Genomic DNA, 15,631 nt, shown 5'->3' on the forward strand with positions numbered 1-15,631 from the left:
GCAGTTCTAAAAAACGAGGGGCTCACCCGTCAGTTGACGTTCTTCTTGAGTGAGCAGGTACATATCGTGTATTAGTTGGATGTCGCATGGCGTCTGGGTTACGTTACGCCGCTGGAACATTCTTTGTTGAGTCGAAATCATCACCTCAGGCGGAAGTTCCGTAACCTGACCAAACAGGCGGGCATAATTCACGAAGCTCGGCACGTTGGTCGTGACGAATCCGTACAACATGCTGCACACGCCGATGGTCTTTCCCGTAAATATACCCGTATTGATGGCCGTCTTTGAGTAGTCCCCAAAAATCGATCCCACGAATTGCATTTTCGTGGCGACGCGGCCAAACGGATAGTCCATGTTGACGGTTCCGTAGGTATTCTTCAGGTCGCTATTCGAGGTGCCGGCACCCAGGTTTATCCAGCTTCCCAAATAACTATGTCCTAGGAAACCGTGGTGCTGCTTGTTAGAAAACGGCTCTATCACGGTTGCTTCTACTTCTCCGCCAATTTTGGTCGTGTGACCTAGCGAAACGGCATCTTTAATGGCCGAATGCTCGATGACCTTAACGTTGCGGCCCAGATAGGCAGGCCCCCGTAAAAAGCAAAAAGGACCGATACTGACCCCTTCTTCTACCACGATAGGGCCTTTCGACGCATCGACCGAAACGTTCTCGGCCAGGCTAATCTCGCCGGCGGCATAAAAGCCTGTTTGGATTTCGCGGTAATCACCGGTCTTCAGGCGATACTCTAAATTTTCGTGAATGATTTCTTCGTTAAAATGGACCACATCGTGGGCGAACTCGAACAGGTCGAACGTTTCGTCACGCTGCGGAAGCTCTGCCGTGGGGGATAATGCCTCGACAAACGCGAGAAACTCTTCGTAGGTGCTGTTGCTGTTCGGGATTCGATGCCCCGGAGGCAACACAGCGGCGATGACACGGCCGTTGTGCAGCACAATCCCAGGCTTCTGAGACTCTACCCAGCGGGTCAACTTTTCGAGCGTCTGAATCCGCGGAACCAAACTAGCGCACAGCAGCAGGGTGGGTTGCCCTTCTACAAGAGGCGTTTCGTGAAGTTGTGGGTAGTAGTGGGCCTGCAAGGCGGCGATATGGTACCGCACGACCCCGCGGCATGAGTTGAATTTTTCGGCGACGAGTTCGGCCAGGCGAAAACCACCGCACGTAATTCCATAGGCCGGTCGCGCGAGCACGATCGGGTAGAGTTTGGCTACCGAGCGGTCTTCAAAAAGGATGCAATTCATGCCTTGGCGATGTCCTGCCCGGCTTCCTGCCGGACAACTCAAAAGGTACCGGTAATAACGACTTTAACACCACAATGTGGTTAAATCGTCTTTCAGGCAACACGTCTGCTGCCTAATGGGTGCCATGAACGATTTCGCACCCGATATTTTTGTAATCTTTGCTTACAATTTAATGAAACACCGTTGTACCTGAACTTTTAATACTGCGATTCCCCAGGAAACACTGTTGCCGTGTCTCATGAAGCAAGCTGTAACCTATGATTTCCCAGCGGTTTTGGCATCCACTGGGTAGAATCGCGCAGCATGAACCAGCTTTTAGGTTCTCGGCGTTTCCCCTGCATCTTTTTGTTTGACCGAACTATGGCAGAGCTTTTTACTTTCGTTCTGGGCGACATTTTCGGCGTGGTAACGCTCGCCGTGGGGATCACGATCGGTTTCTGGCTGGGGAAGTTGTGGGCCCGATACACTCAGCCGCAGCAAGCCCCAGCGGTTGAGGCAGCTTCTGATGCCGATCCAGAGGGAGAGTCGACCGTTTATCGCAATCAATTGGCCGGCATGATTCAATTCACCAGCCACTTTACCGGCGACCTGAACAAACATATCGAATTGCTAGAGCACCTAGAGCAAAAACTGGCTCATCCTGACAGCGACACAGCAACGACAGATGATGGCCCCTCGGCGAAGGCCGTTGAGTTGATCGCCCAGATTACCGCAGCCAATCAGAAACTCAAGCAGCGCCTGGAATCGGCAGAAGCAACGCTCAAAACACAATCCCAAGCATTGGAAGATACCCTGTCCGAAGCACGGACCGATGTCTTGACGCAGTTGCTCAACCGCCGCGCATTCGAGGAAGAACGCGAACGACGCTGGGCGTTATGGGATCGCAAAGAACAACCGTTCAGCCTTTTGATTCTCGACATCGATCATTTCAAACGGGTTAACGATACCTATGGGCACGATGCGGGCGACCTGGTTCTGCGTGAGGTTGCGGCTCGGCTGACCAGTGTGATGCGAAAGACCGACTACCTGGCTCGGATTGGTGGAGAAGAGTTAGCCATCCTGATTCCTGAGTCCGATTGGGCGTCTGTCTCCACGGTCTCTAAAAAGGTCCTTAATATCGTGCGTACGTTGCCGGTCAAATATGACGAGACGACGATCGACATCACGCTCAGTTGTGGAGTCATGCCGGTTGTCTATGCCGATGGACTCGAAACGCTGACCAAAGGGGCCGACGAAGCACTGTACGCAGCAAAGACGGCCGGCCGGAATTGCGGCTTCCTGAACAACGGCGAGTCGCTGATTCCGATTGAAGACAATTCGTCGCCGCCCATCTCGCAAGCCGAACCGCCAAGCGACGAGCATCCATCTTCGCCGGAAAACGAGGACGAACCGACAGCCCAAATTCCAATCAATGAACTTGATTCGGCGGCGAATGAACTCAAAAACCGACTGTTTCAGATCTCTCAAAGTATCTTGCCATAAAGAAATAAGAGAAGGATCTTTCGACGTATGGACGCGCGACACCCCAAAGAACCAAGCCACCAACCGAGTCGCTCGTTTGTCATCGATGGACAGTACGTCGGCCCAGGCAATCGACTCCGTCTAGAAATCCCGGTGGCCAAGCTTCCCACCGGCACCTATATCACCCTTCCGATCGAAGTCTTGCATGGCCCGGTCGAAGGCCCCACCGCTTGGGTTTCCGCTGCGGTGCATGGCGACGAACTCAACGGTGTCGAAATTGCGAGGTTGCTGCTAGAGAAGCTCAAGCCGAGCAAGTTGATGGGAACCTTGATCGTGGTCCCGATGGTCAATGGTTTCGGCGTGATCAATCAAAGCCGTTACCTGCCTGACCGACGCGACTTGAACCGTTCGTTCCCAGGCTCGAAGAGTGGTTCGCTCGCTTCGCGACTGGCCAAGTTGATGATGACCGAGGTGGTAGAGCGTTGTCAGTACGGCATCGACCTGCACACCGGATCTAATCTCCGTACGAATCTTCCGCAAATCCGCGGCGACATGGACGACCAAGAGACCTACGAATGTGCCTTGGCATTTGGCCCGCCAGCGGTTGTGCACTCGGACCTCCGCGACGGTTCGTTACGAGCCGCCGCGAGCGCCAAAGGTATCAAGGTTCTCCTCTACGAAGCAGGCGAACCGAACCGCTTCAATCACGACTCGATTCGGGTCGGTGTCAACGGCGTGATGCGAGTTCTCTCTCATCTGAAGATGCTGAAGACGCCGGTCAAACTTCCCAAACGAACACCCAAGATGATCCGCGAGTCGACCTGGGTCCGGGCCCGACGGAGCGGTATCGTGCGGCTGCTGATCGAACTGGGCGACGAAGTCGAAGCGGGCCAGGAAATCGGCCTTATCGCCGATGTCTTCGGCACCGAGCCAAAATACTTGAAGTCCCCCTACAACGGCATCATCATCGGCCTCTCGCACAACCCAATCGCGCATCAAGGAGATGGATTGGTGCACGTGGGGAAGATTGGGGGGTAGGAGGTAGTTTTCAGTTTTCAGTTTTCAGTTTTCAGGAAGAGAGTGGGCGAGGCCGGTTAGCATTTTGGCAATTTGCTTAAGTTCTTCGACCAGATGCTGCATTTGTTCCGTGTCGATCGTTCCAATTCTTGCTGCGATATAACATTGAGTGCGAAGCTCGGCACTTGAACCACGGGCAATACGAAGGAAGCGTTTAAAATCCTTTCCTCCGCGTTCTGCCCCCTCGGCAATGTTAGAGGCGATTGAAATAGCAGATCGCTGCATCTGGTCTTTTAACGCGTAATCGCGGCTATCTCGAAGTATCTCATAGACATCTACGGCGAGTTTGCACGCGCGTTTCTAGACTTCGAGATCCTCAAATGAACGGTACACGCCGTTTCCCCTCTTTACTGAAAACTGAACACTAAAAACTTCCCCACTAACAACAAAAAACGACCCATCCAAAGATGGGTCGTTTTTTGTTTTAAATTTTCGGGGGAACGTTATACGGTCCCGAATTCTGGCTTTCGGCGTCCGAGCTGACTTTGCAGTCGCGAGACGATGCTACTGTGCATTTGGCTGACTCGGCTTTCGCTCAGATCGAGCGTGGCACCGATTTCTTTCATGGTCAGCTCTTCGTAGTAGTAAAGAATGATGATCAGACGCTCGTTGCGATTGAGCCCCTTGGTCACCAGACGCATCAGGTCATTCTTTTGAATGCGACGCGTGGGGTCTTCCCCCTTCTTATCTTCCAGAATATCGATCTCACGGACATCTTTGTAGCTGTCCGTTTCGTACCACTTTTTATTGAGGCTGATGAGCCCGACGGCGTTGGCGTCGGAGACCATCTTTTCAAGTTCTTTGAGCGGCAGCTGCATATGCTCGGCCAGCTCTTGGTGGGTGGGATGCCGTCCGAACTTGGCTTCCAATTGCTTGGTCGCTTCGTTTAGCTTGCTCGCTTTCGAGCGTACTAGACGCGGAACCCAGTCCATGGTTCGAAGTTCGTCGAGCATTGCACCGCGAATACGCGGGACGCAATACGTTTCGAACTTCACGCCTCGGCTCATGTCGAACGCATCGATTGCGTCCATCAAGCCAAAGACGCCTGCCGAGATCAGGTCGTCGAGTTCGACCCCTTCTGGCAGCCGAGCCCAGATCCGTTCGCCGTTGTATTTCACAAGCGGCAAATAGCGTTCAATAAGTTGGTTTCGTAGTTCTTTCCGCGACGAGTCTTCTTTGTAGGCTTCCCACAAATGAGACACGTCTTCCCTGGTCGCGGTCGTCGTTGCCATGCGTTCCTCCGTGAATCGCCCATCTTGAGCTAACACGCATTTTCTTATGAAATCGACGGGCCTGAATCCTTCAGGCCACTTCCCCGTTGTTGGCAAAATGCCACTTCGGAAAGGGAATCGATCAGGTGATCCAATCTCGCGTTAGGGACTCGGAGATTCCCGGGGAGGAATATCTTTGTCGGCCTATGCCGCGGGTTAAGCGGTTTTGGAAGTTTGGGAGTCGGCGAGCTGGCCGCCTTGTTCCATCGCTTCCAATTCCGCATTGATTCGCTGCCGCACCGATTCGTCCACAATGCGAGCGGCAGCATTTCCTATCAACCAACCAATTGCTGCGAACAGAAACATTGCTCCGATCGCCGCGAACAGAATCGACTCGATCCCGCCAGACATTAATAGTCCCCGTGTAGTCACGGTGACCATTGCTGTCATAGCCAAGATTCCCGCGTAGTCGCGTCCCATCGATTCCAAGTTGGTTGAGTTGTATCGATCCGCAAACCTCATTCGTCACATGCGCATGTGACGCTACCTCGTTGAATCGACGCTCTGAAAACGAGAATTGAAGTAATTTTACGGATATCATTTGTTTTGCTTGAAAAACTTGTCGCCAGTTCTGAAGTGATTGCAACGATAGCATCATCGTTAAATGGCCTTTCTTGAAGCAGGTGACTGAGAAAGACTTAACGACATCTGCACCAGACGATCAGCAATCCGCTGGATCGACTTGCACGCCGCATGATCGGCGTAGCGTTGAATAAACGGCTCGGCAGCGTGGAATGCAGCTCCGATCTCGGAAGCCATCTCGACGTGCCCTGCCGATTCAATCGCCAGATTTAAGAACTTACCGGCGGTCGAATCCATACCGGCGACCAATTCTAGATGCCCCGAATCACTCGAGGCGCGATTCATAATCACATGCGCAACTTTTCTTGGCGAAAAACCATGCAGCGATCGTATACGTTCGTAGCCCGCCGTGATGGCGTCTGCCGTGGGATTAAGCACAACCAGAAATAGCTGGGCCATTCGCCACAGTTCGCTGGCCAGGGGAGTCAGTTCATTGCCGGCATCAATCAATACGATGTCGGCATGACGTCCCAGTCCCATGAGTTGTTCGATAAAGCGGTCGACCTCGGCCACCGGCCACTGACCGGTCGCGCTGCTCTGGTCGGTTGGCAACAACAGCGACGCTGCTAAGCCTGGGACCAGGTATTCGTGTAAGTCGAGCCGTCCGGTCAATAGTTCGTCGATACCGATCGTGGGTGTGCGACCGGTTAACTCGGCGAGCCCCGGATTGCTGGGATTCAAGTCAATCGTGGCAACACGATGCCCGGCCAGTCCCATCGCACAAGCCAGGTTGTGACAAACGGTCGTTGTCCCCACTCCAGAACTACCCCCAAAGAGCACGAAGGTCTTCGCTTTCGCGAACGCTGGCGTGCCGCCGATCATGGCGCGCTTGGCAAGCATTCGCAGGAGCGTAGCTTGATCGCGGGGAAAAGAAGGTTCAAACGACATAATGGATTAGAAGGCGTCTTTATCTAAGGTTGGTTGGTTTCTACAGGATGCGAGCAACCAGGTCTTCCGCTTCGGCAGCGGCAATGGCCTGGGGAACGTCCTGACCGTTGGTCACGTATGCCAGCGGTAGCTGGGGATCTTGCAGAAAACTCAATGTGTTACCCAACGAGCCAACCTCATCAATTTTGGTTAATACCCAGCTGGAAGGAGCCACGGTGGTGAACTTTGCCACCGCCTCGGCCAAGCTCTTCGAGCTGCTGGGGGCGGAAAGTACCAGATAGGTCTCATCAGGGGAAGCTGCTTTTATCAAAGATCTGAGTTGTTGGACTTGGACTTCATCACGCGGGCTTCGTCCGGCCGTATCAATGAAGATCTGCTCGCAGTCAGACAACTCGTTGATAGCACTCCGAACTTCCATCGGAGTAGAAACGATCTTCATCGGAAGATCCATAATCTCGGCGTAAGTTTGCAGCTGGTCGACCGCCGCGATCCGGTACGTATCGACCGTTACCAGACCGACGCGTCGCTTATGATCGAACTTGGCGCGTGCCGCCAACTTGGCGATCGTGGTTGTCTTGCCTACGCCCGTCGGACCGATCGCCGCGACGATACGTGGATAATCGCGGGGGTCGTCGATATCACGGCCCACGTAGATCGAAGCAGCTAGTTCGGCTCGGATTGCATTCAATAGCACCGCCTCGTCTTGCTGCGACTCTTCGGTATGTGTGGACAGAACTTTCTCGCAGACCGAGTCAGCCAGGAAGCCTGGCACCTCGGCTTCCACCAGTCGTTCCCGTATGCGTAATATCGAGGGGGGCCAACCGGGGCCGCTGCTAAAGAAGCTTTGACTGAAAGACATCGCTTCCAGATCGATACCCGCGTCATCCTTCGCGATGACATCCTCAGGCGGCGAGGCAATTTCCACGACTGGCTCCGGCAGGACCGGCTCCGCTTCCAACTCTGGCTCGTGTTCAGTCTCTGGTTCCGGCTCTTCGATCTCGAAACGGCTTTTCAGGTTCGTTTCCGACGAAGCGGCCAATTCGATTTCTTTGCCGCCAAATAGTCCCTTCAAGCCACGCTGCGGGACTTCTCGCGTGTGAAGCAATGCGGCGTCGGGACCTAGTTCTTTGCGAACTAGCTCTAACGCTTCGTGCATCGATTTGGCGCGGAACGAGCGAATGTTCATGGTGGTTGCTTACTTCTTCGGCGGCGGTTGCTGCGGACCCTTCCCTGGCGGAGGCGGATTGTTGCCAGGCATGGTATCACTGATGATGCCCATCGATTCGATCATCGTGTCGTTGGTAATCTCGTTGTGACTCAGCACGATCAGGTCAGGGATGAAGTTATTGGTGAGTTGTTTCACGGCAGGTCGAATCTGCGGATTGACCAACACAATCGGCGGCTTGCCAATGCCTCGCAGTTTCTCGATACCGGTCGAGATCGACCGGCAAGTCATTTCGATTGCCTGAGGACTCATCCGGGCAAACGCCCCGCGTTCCATTTCAATTCCCGAGGCAATTCGGTCCTGCATGGCCGGGTCGAGCGGCACCACGTAGATGCGGCCTTCTTTGTCGCGATACTTAGTACAGATCGTTCGTGCCAGCTTGTGCCGGACGAACTCGGCCAGCCACACCGGGTCCTTCGTGCGGCCGATATGGTCGCCCAATGTTTCTAAGATACGTGCTAGTTGTCGGATCGATACTTCTTCGCGAAGCAACAGTTGAAGCACCGCTTGAACGTCGCCGATCTTCATTGCCGCTGGAATCAACTCGTCGACAACCGCCGGCGATGTTTCCTTAAGCTCATCCAGCAGGTGCTTCGTGGCATCGCGGGTAAGTAGATCGTCGGCGTGCTTTTTCGAGACGCGTTGTAGATGTGTTGCCAGGACGGAGGTGGGTTCGACAATCGTGTAGCCCATCATTTCGGCTTGCGGACGCATGCCGGGCTCAATCCACACGGCCGGCTGGTTGAATGCCGGGTCACGTGTCTTTTCGCCAGGCAACTCTCCCTTAGCACCACTCATGGCAATCGCCAGCAGGCCTTCGGGATAGATCGTATTTTCGGCGACCACGTTGTTGCTGATCTTGATGCGGTATTGATTCTCTTGCAGACGCATGTTGTCGCGAATGCGGACCTTCGGCAAGATCACCCCAATTTCGCTGGCCACGTTTTGACGGACGCCAGTGATACGCGGCAGTAGGTCGCCACCCCGACTCGGTGCCGCCAGACGCACGAGCCCAACGCCCAGTTCCATCTCCATGGGGTCGACGGTGAGGTAGTCTTCGATTCGGTCGTCTTTTTTGGCGGCCTCTTGTTCCTCTTGCTGCTTCTTCTCGGTCGCGGCGGCTTCGGTTTGTGTCTTTTGGGTTTGCCCCTTCTTGGTCATCACCGCGATGCCAATGCACCCGGCACCGATAATGAGCAAAGGAAGCGGTGGCAGCCCCGAGAAAATCAACAGCCCTAGAAAGCAGCCAGCCACGCCCAATGCTTCAGGACGAGAGAACAACTGTTTGATGAATTCGACCGGCAGGTTCGATTCTTCGGTACTTCGCGTCACCAACAAACCGGCAGCTAGCGAGATCAAAAATGCCGGCACCTGGCTCACCAGACCGTCACCGATGGTTAGCTTGGTGTAAATCTGGGCGGCTTCTAAAACATCTAGTCCAGAGGAAACGCCGATGATCAAGCCGCCAACAATATTGATAAGGGTGATGATAATACCTGCGATCGCATCACCGCGTACAAACTTACTAGCACCGTCCATCGCCCCGAAGAAGTCGGCTTGCTGGGTAATTTCGGCACGTCGCTGCTGGGCTTCAACCTCGTCGATGATACCAGCATTCAGGTCGGCGTCGATCGCCATCTGACGCCCCGGCATCCCATCTAACGCGAAGCGGGCAGCCACTTCACTGATACGCGTGGCACCCTTAGTGATCACCAGAAACTGGATGAGCACGATGATAATAAAGATAATGATCCCGACTTCGACGCGGTCGCCGGCCACGAATTCGCCAAAACTTTGAATCACACCGCCGGCCGCGTCCATTCCTTCCGATGCCGCCCCGGTCAGAATGAGTCGCGTCGTAGCCACGTTTAACACAAGCCGTGCCAGCGTGGTCGCGAGCAATAGCGACGGGAAAATATTGAACTCGAGTGGCGTCTTCACGTAGATGGTCGTCAGCAGAATGATGACCCCAGCCGTGATGTTTGCCGTCAGCAGCAAATTCATCAACGCTGCCGGTAACGGCATCAGAATCACCAGCACGCTGGTGACAATGCCGATCGGCAGGATCAAATCTCTGAGTCTGCTAAGGCTTAAATCCACGAGTATCTGCGAACTTTTTTCAGAATTGTCTAAAGGTTTTTCCCGCCCGATCCGACATCGAGCGGCTGGAAGATTACTGAAACCCCTTTGGGGTGTCCAGAGCGATCGATTGAGTGGAAGTTGTTGCCTCCAGCCGAGTTAAACAAGGTGTCTGGTGCTAGCTAGGGTCATTAGCCACTGCGAAGCCTGGTTCTCTCCTATCCCATCGCCACTTGAGAGAGAGGGGATAGGTCGAGGGGGCGAGGCTGGTACCCGTTCAACGACCCTTTCCCCCTGGGGCAAAGGAACAACCGGCGCACCTTCGCTAGTCGATTTCACGTTTTTGGCGTAAACTTCGGTACCCAATACCTTACAAATGCAGACGTTTTAGGAATCTGAGCGAACTTGAATGCCTCATCGCCCGCCACCGATTCGCAGTCGAAACCGGGGGAAGCCTCGAAACCGAAGAAGCCCAAAGCCAACAATTACCCCTGGTACACACCACGTGTCTGGCATGGGATGCGGACCGGCACGTGGGGTAGTCTGCTAGCAAAGAATGGTTTCAAGGTGCATCCCCTGAAGTTGGGCTTGGCCGCGACTGTCTCTGGCTTCGCGATCAATAACAGCATCTGCCACCAACTGCAGAACATGTTCTTTGGCAAGAAGATCGAAGAAGCGAAAATCGAGAACCCGATCTTCATTCTCGGTCATTGGCGCAGCGGAACGACCCTCTTGCACGAGTTAATGTCGTCCGACGATCGTTATGCCACGCCGAACACCATTCAGTGCTTCGCGCCGAACATTTTCCTGATCTACGGCCGGCTAATCGAGAATTACTTCAATTTCTTCATGCCCAAGAGCCGCCCGATGGACAACATGGGCATGGGCTGGTCGAAGCCGCAGGAAGACGAATTCGGCGTGCTTAGCCTAGGAGGCATGTCCCCTTACGTCCGCATGGCCTTCCCCAACAACCCCAAGCCTGATCCCGACTTCCTCGATCTGGCAGCCGTCTCGCCGGAGCAGAAAGAAGAGTGGCTCGACACGCTTGACCTGTTCATGCGGATGGTCACCGTCCAGGAAAAGAAGCCGCTGATCCTGAAATCTCCCACGCACACTGGTCGCATTGGGGAACTGGCCGAGCGTTACCCCGACGCTAAATTTATTCACATTGCCCGCGATCCGTACGATGTCTTCGCGTCGACGATCCGACTCTGGAACACAATGGACGAAGTTCAAGGATTCCAGGTCTCGAAGGATGACTATCGCGAGTACGTCTTCGGTTGCTTCGAGCGCATGTACGCCGCTTACGACCGCGGGCTGGCATCGGTTCCCAAAGAAAAGGTTTGCCAGACGCGTTACGAAGACCTGATCGCCGACCCGGTGGGCGAAGTTCGCCGCATCTACGATTCGATCAACTTAGACGGCTACGACCGCATCGAACAAGGCGTCCGAGACTACGCCGAGCGCAACAAAGACTATCGCCGCAACAGCCACACCATGGACGATGCCACCCGGCAGGAAATCCAACGCCGCTGGCACGGCTACTTCGAGGCCAACGGATACCCGCTGGACCCAGCATAAGCGTCAAATCCGACTTGGGGTGAATACCTATTTTTCGCTAGAATTCGAAAGGCTCGTATGCGGCGGGCCCAATCATTTAGCGGACCACTCATACGGAAACAATACGATCGGGAAAGGAAGCCCGGATGCATTTGCTGTTCGACATTCTGTACGCCGCCCACGCCGGCGGCACGCACCACAAGTTGGCAATGGATGCGCTGAATTATCTCCCGGCCGAGAACAGCGAGCGTCGACGCAATATCTTCCTGAAGCACTACGAGCCGTACCTACGCGGCTCGAAGGATCCCGATAAGAAGTTCAGAGACTTTCGCAATCACGTCCTGCATCCTTCGCAGAACTTCTGGGGTGGAGCCGATAAAACGGCCAGAAAGTGGTACGACCTACTGGTCGAAGCGATCCGAGCGGAGAAGTGGCAAGAGGTCGCCTACAACGCCGGCGTGCTGAGCCACTACTACACCGACCCGCTAATGCCCTTTCACACCGGAAGTTCCGAGGCAGAAAACAACATCCATCGCGCGGGCGAATGGAGTATCAGTTGTTCGTACGATCGTCTGCGAGCAACGGCCGAACTTCGCGGGCTGCCGTCGGTGCGAATGTCCAGCGGCCAGGACTGGCTTGAACAAATGGTACGCGACGGAGCCACTAAGTCGCACGCCCATTACCAGACATTGATCGACCACTACAATTTCAAGCTGGGTCGCCGCAATCCGCCGCGAGGGCTCGACGTCGCTTGCCGTGACGTCGCGTCGGAAATGATCGGTCACGCAATCGCTGGCTTCGCGAAGATCTTAGGTCGCGCGTTCGATGAAGCGGCTCACGAACCTCCTTACGTGCTTTTGGTCGTCGAGACCGTTTTCGCAACACTGGGAATGCCAGTGCAGTGGGTCACTCAGCGGATGGAAAACGCCGAGCAAGCAGAGCTTGTGCGACAGATGTTTCGCGAGTATCAGAAGACAGGCAAAGTCGAACGCAATCTTCCGGAAGACGTGCGTGTCGTTCGAGACGAGTTGGCAGCCGACATGAATCCAGGTAAGCCTCAGGAAGGTGATCGTCCTCTATACGAGGTGCCAGAACTTCCGGAGGTGAATCTCTCGAGCCTAAAGCTAACCAGCACCCAGAAGACAACCACCATCAAGCCGGAGCCGATTCGCCCGATTGAAAAGGAAAAGCCCAAGCCGCGTGTTTCAATTCCGATTCCTTCCTATGACCAGGATGACCAAGAGAAACCGAAGCCCATCGCCGAGAAGTCGCAGCCAGCCGAACAATTCCAACCCATCAAAGGCGTGACCATTCGCCCCAAGGCTTCTGAAACGGAGGTCGGCGACGAAGAAGATGCCCCTTCGTTCAAGCCCGATAAGCTGACACACCCGACTCCTCAAGCGAGCGCATCCGAGATCGAATTTCCTCCATCGATTGCGATGCCCTCGAAGGCACAAGTGGAGTCGAAAGTTGAGAATGGGCCTGCCGAAGAATCGCCTCGAGAGCGAGCGATCCAAGAGAAGAAGCCTGTTGAAGACAGTCCGCTGAAGTTCTATCTGAACTGGGAAGACCCGGTCGTCGATGCGCCCTCGATCGGTAATAAAACGGCCAAGCGTCTCGGCGGAGTCGGCATCAAGACGGTCGCCCAACTGATATCGGCCGACCCCAACACAGAGGCCCCGAAGCTCAAGGCCAAACATATCACCCCGAAGTTGTTCGCCGAATGGCAAGCTCAGGCGGTACTGGCTTATCGCATTCCCATGCTTCGAGGGCACGATGCCCAGCTACTGACCGCATGTGGCTTTGCAACGCCTGAGGATGTGGCGAAAGCATCCGCGAAAGATGTTCATGCGGAAGTCACAGAGTTCGCGGAGACCTCGAATGGCCAGCGGATCATCCGCAGCAGTGCCCCGCCAGATTTGGCCGAGGTGACCAATTGGATTGCTTGGGCCCGCCAAGCGCGACGTTCCCAGGCCGCGTAGGGACGTCGGTACAACAAGCTTACGCTGCCCTGCCCCGCTCGCGGTCGGCGTTCTCCAAGTCGGCCATCGTCGGCATTTGCTTGCCTTGCAGTTCGTAAACGTAGCGCAAGACTTCAGCAACTGCCGCATACCGATCGGCCGGCACCGGGTAGCCTATCTCGGCTTCCTTATAGAGTGCACGCGCCAGCTCTTTGCGTTCGACCACGGGGATATGGTTTTCCAAGGCCAGTCGTCGAATTCTTTGCGCGACGGTGCCTGCTCCCTTGGCTACTACCACCGGGGCCGACATCTCGTAGGGATCGTATTTCAACGCAATCGCCAGTTCGGTCGGGTTAGTCACGACGACATCAGCCGTGGGTACATCGGTCGACATGCGGTTCATTGCCAGTTGCCGTGCCACCTGGCGACGTTTGGCCACAATCTGCGGGTCACCCTGCATCGTCTTGATTTCTTCGCGAACCTCTTCCTTGGTCATCATCATATCTTGCTCGGCCTTCCATACCTGGTAGGCGTAGTCGAGTATGGCCAGAATGACCAGCGCAGCGGCGATCTTCATCGAGGTCCACAGCGACGTATCGAGCAGGTACCGGGCCACCTCCATGGTGCTCATTGCCGAAAGTCCGAGAATGGTCTCCATCTCAAACCAAAGTGTCACGCCAGCGACGACTGAGATGATAATGACTTTGCCGATGCCAAAAATCAGCTTCATAAAGTTCGTCAGCGAGAACATCCGCTGAATGCCGGACGCCGGATTCACGCGATTCCAATCGAAGCCCAGCTTATCTGGCAGGAACATCACGCCAGACTGCATCAAGTTGATTGCGACGGCCGCGAGAAACAGGACCGCCAAGATCGGTAGCATGACCATGGCCAATCGCCAAAAGGCGGTGGCCGTATGATTGGTGGCCCACATGTCGGTGGGATTAAGCGGTGGAACCGTACCGAGTTCGTCGCGGGTCAATTGCCCCAGAAAGTCGATCAGGTCACGACCGAAGAACATGAGCGCACTCAGCGCAGCGGCCAGCATAACGGCCGACACCAAGTCTTGGCTCTTGGGAACCTGACCCTTCTCGCGCGCTTGCTCGCGGCGATGCTGGGATGCTTCTTCTGTTTTTTCTTGATCGGCCATCGTCTAGTTCTGGGCAGTTTCGACCGTCCGATGAAACATGGATCGAATGTTATCGACGGTCGGTTCGACCGAACCTTGAAAAATCCACACCACGCTACCAATGGTCAACATGACAAAGGCCATCAACAGCATCGTGTTCATGCTGAAACCAATGGCCATTAAGTTCAACTGAGGTAGCGTCCGACTGATCACACCCATCACAAGCACACCGACCAATAATGCGACGGTCCCAGGGGCGGCGGCCTGAACGCCTAAGATCAGCGAGTTTGCCAATGTCTCACGAATTACATGCACTATTTGTACGTCGATTGCAGCCACCCCAGGAGGTATCTCCGCAAAGGTATGCAGCAGCGCCGACATTAAGAAGCGATGCCCCCCAATGACCAGAAACACGGCCAGTACCACAAGATCGAAGACGATCGCCAGCATGGGGACATTGTCGTCGAAGGCTGGGTTGAAGACGTCCGCAATCGAGAGACCGCCAATCTGACCAAGGAGTTGCCCGGTCATTTGCACACCCGCAAACAAGATTTTAATCCCCAGCCCAAGCGAAAGACCGATGATTAATTCAGCCCCCATCATAATCAGCAAGTTCGCTGCGTTGCCCGGCTCAGGAAAATCGTAGTCCCAAAATACAGGGGTCAGCATCAACGAAATGGCGACAGCCAGAAAAGATTTAACTTGGATCGGGGCATAGTTCGCTCCTAGCACAGGAGCCGTAGCCACGAGCCCGCCGATTCGCGTAACGATCGCCGCGAAGATCAGCAGTTGCTCAAGGTTCGGTTCCAAATACCGAAGCAGTTCCATTAGGGGCGTTCCTTGGCTCGTGTTTAACCACCAGCGATTCGGTCGGGAATGTTGCTGAACAACTCGACCGTGTACCCGGCCAGCTTCTGAAAGATCCACGGCAGCGTAAACGCCAACGCGATGGCCATCGCCAAGATCTTCGGAACGAACGAGACCGTTTGATCCTGGACCTGCGTTAAAGCCTGCAGAAAGCCAACCAAGAGCCCCACTACCATACCGACCACAAGCACTGGGGCACCAATGATCAGGCACATCATCATGGCCTGTCTCGTAAGATCAACTGTCGTTTGAGCATTCATTGACGATGCCTAAG

Annotated in this window: 13 protein-coding genes and 1 pseudogene; 4 read left to right on the forward strand and 10 right to left on the reverse strand. The window is 54.8% G+C overall.

Features of this window, described 5'->3' with window-relative positions:
- Positions 1-6 precede the first annotated feature (6 nt).
- Positions 7-1,257 carry a putative sugar nucleotidyl transferase gene (locus HOV93_RS19760; protein ID WP_207398268.1) on the reverse strand — a complete coding sequence of 417 codons (1,251 nt, stop codon included), beginning with the start codon at positions 1,255-1,257 and terminating at the stop codon, positions 7-9.
- Positions 1,258-1,560: 303 nt separating this feature from the next.
- Here HOV93_RS19760 and HOV93_RS19765 point away from each other — a divergent pair, with 303 nt between their 5' ends.
- Positions 1,561-2,739, forward strand: coding sequence for a GGDEF domain-containing protein (locus HOV93_RS19765; RefSeq protein ID WP_207398269.1), 1,179 nt, complete (start codon positions 1,561-1,563; stop codon positions 2,737-2,739).
- 27 nt (positions 2,740-2,766) lie between these two features.
- Positions 2,767-3,756, forward strand: a complete 990-nt coding sequence (locus tag HOV93_RS19770; RefSeq protein WP_207398270.1) for a succinylglutamate desuccinylase/aspartoacylase family protein — start codon at positions 2,767-2,769, stop codon at positions 3,754-3,756.
- A 24-nt stretch (positions 3,757-3,780) separates the two neighbouring features.
- Here the strand turns inward: HOV93_RS19770 and HOV93_RS19775 are convergent.
- The 6 genes and pseudogenes from HOV93_RS19775 to flhA all read right to left on the reverse strand — a co-directional run.
- Positions 3,781-4,083: pseudogene (locus HOV93_RS19775) on the reverse strand (four helix bundle protein); the annotation flags it as partial.
- 155 nt (positions 4,084-4,238) lie between these two features.
- Positions 4,239-5,027 (reverse strand): FliA/WhiG family RNA polymerase sigma factor, encoded by a 789-nt coding sequence (locus tag HOV93_RS19780; RefSeq protein WP_207398271.1) that lies wholly within the window; start codon positions 5,025-5,027, stop codon positions 4,239-4,241.
- Positions 5,028-5,222: 195 nt separating this feature from the next.
- Positions 5,223-5,486, reverse strand: a complete 264-nt coding sequence (locus HOV93_RS19785; RefSeq protein WP_207398272.1) for a hypothetical protein — start codon at positions 5,484-5,486, stop codon at positions 5,223-5,225.
- A 180-nt stretch (positions 5,487-5,666) separates the two neighbouring features.
- Entirely contained in the window at positions 5,667-6,488 is an 822-nt protein-coding gene (locus HOV93_RS19790) for a MinD/ParA family ATP-binding protein (protein ID WP_207398273.1), read from the reverse strand.
- 88 nt (positions 6,489-6,576) lie between these two features.
- A complete protein-coding gene (flhF, locus tag HOV93_RS19795; protein WP_207398274.1) occupies positions 6,577-7,722 on the reverse strand; it encodes a flagellar biosynthesis protein FlhF in 1,146 nt (381 codons plus the stop codon).
- A 9-nt stretch (positions 7,723-7,731) separates the two neighbouring features.
- The gene (flhA, locus tag HOV93_RS19800) at positions 7,732-9,831 is read right to left on the reverse strand and encodes a flagellar biosynthesis protein FlhA (protein WP_235990703.1); all 2,100 of its coding nucleotides are present in this window, start codon (positions 9,829-9,831) and stop codon (positions 7,732-7,734) included.
- Positions 9,832-10,245: 414 nt separating this feature from the next.
- On the opposite strand from flhA, the gene HOV93_RS19805 reads away from it, so the two are divergent.
- On the forward strand, positions 10,246-11,421 hold the full coding sequence (locus tag HOV93_RS19805) for a sulfotransferase family protein (protein WP_207398276.1): 1,176 nt from the start codon (positions 10,246-10,248) through the stop codon (positions 11,419-11,421).
- A 125-nt stretch (positions 11,422-11,546) separates the two neighbouring features.
- Complete coding sequence (locus HOV93_RS19810) at positions 11,547-13,382, forward strand: DUF4332 domain-containing protein (RefSeq protein WP_207398277.1); 1,836 nt, start codon at positions 11,547-11,549, stop codon at positions 13,380-13,382.
- Positions 13,383-13,401: 19 nt separating this feature from the next.
- Here the strand turns inward: HOV93_RS19810 and flhB are convergent, their stop codons facing one another.
- From flhB to fliQ, 3 genes are read right to left on the reverse strand one after another with little or no spacing between them, the layout of a single operon-like run.
- Positions 13,402-14,511, reverse strand: coding sequence for a flagellar biosynthesis protein FlhB (flhB, locus tag HOV93_RS19815; protein ID WP_207398278.1), 1,110 nt, complete (start codon positions 14,509-14,511; stop codon positions 13,402-13,404).
- 3 nt (positions 14,512-14,514) lie between these two features.
- Entirely contained in the window at positions 14,515-15,318 is an 804-nt protein-coding gene (locus HOV93_RS19820; protein WP_207398279.1) for a flagellar biosynthetic protein FliR, read from the reverse strand.
- A gap of 23 nt (positions 15,319-15,341) precedes the next feature.
- The gene (fliQ, locus tag HOV93_RS19825; protein WP_207398280.1) at positions 15,342-15,617 is read right to left on the reverse strand and encodes a flagellar biosynthesis protein FliQ; all 276 of its coding nucleotides are present in this window, start codon (positions 15,615-15,617) and stop codon (positions 15,342-15,344) included.
- Between the last annotated feature and the right edge of the window lie 14 nt (positions 15,618-15,631).

The organism is Bremerella alba, from assembly GCF_013618625.1.
GTDB lineage: Bacteria > Planctomycetota > Planctomycetia > Pirellulales > Pirellulaceae > Bremerella > Bremerella alba.

What these genes read in the sequence shown, in the direction of transcription:
- HOV93_RS19790 (WP_207398273.1), bottom strand. Translation starts at nt 6,488, where the DNA reads ATGCTTGCCAAGCGCGCCATGATCGGCGGCACGCCAGCGTTCGCGAAA.
- flhF (WP_207398274.1), bottom strand. Translation starts at nt 7,722, where the DNA reads ATGAACATTCGCTCGTTCCGCGCCAAATCGATGCACGAAGCGTTAGAG.
- HOV93_RS19785 (WP_207398272.1), bottom strand. Translation starts at nt 5,486, where the DNA reads ATGGGACGCGACTACGCGGGAATCTTGGCTATGACAGCAATGGTCACC.
- HOV93_RS19780 (WP_207398271.1), bottom strand. Translation starts at nt 5,027, where the DNA reads ATGGCAACGACGACCGCGACCAGGGAAGACGTGTCTCATTTGTGGGAA.
- HOV93_RS19760 (WP_207398268.1), bottom strand. Translation starts at nt 1,257, where the DNA reads ATGAATTGCATCCTTTTTGAAGACCGCTCGGTAGCCAAACTCTACCCG.
- flhB (WP_207398278.1), bottom strand. Translation starts at nt 14,511, where the DNA reads ATGGCCGATCAAGAAAAAACAGAAGAAGCATCCCAGCATCGCCGCGAG.
- HOV93_RS19820 (WP_207398279.1), bottom strand. Translation starts at nt 15,318, where the DNA reads ATGGAACTGCTTCGGTATTTGGAACCGAACCTTGAGCAACTGCTGATC.
- HOV93_RS19770 (WP_207398270.1), top strand. Translation starts at nt 2,767, where the DNA reads ATGGACGCGCGACACCCCAAAGAACCAAGCCACCAACCGAGTCGCTCG.
- fliQ (WP_207398280.1), bottom strand. Translation starts at nt 15,617, where the DNA reads ATGAATGCTCAAACGACAGTTGATCTTACGAGACAGGCCATGATGATG.
- HOV93_RS19765 (WP_207398269.1), top strand. Translation starts at nt 1,561, where the DNA reads ATGAACCAGCTTTTAGGTTCTCGGCGTTTCCCCTGCATCTTTTTGTTT.
- HOV93_RS19810 (WP_207398277.1), top strand. Translation starts at nt 11,547, where the DNA reads ATGCATTTGCTGTTCGACATTCTGTACGCCGCCCACGCCGGCGGCACG.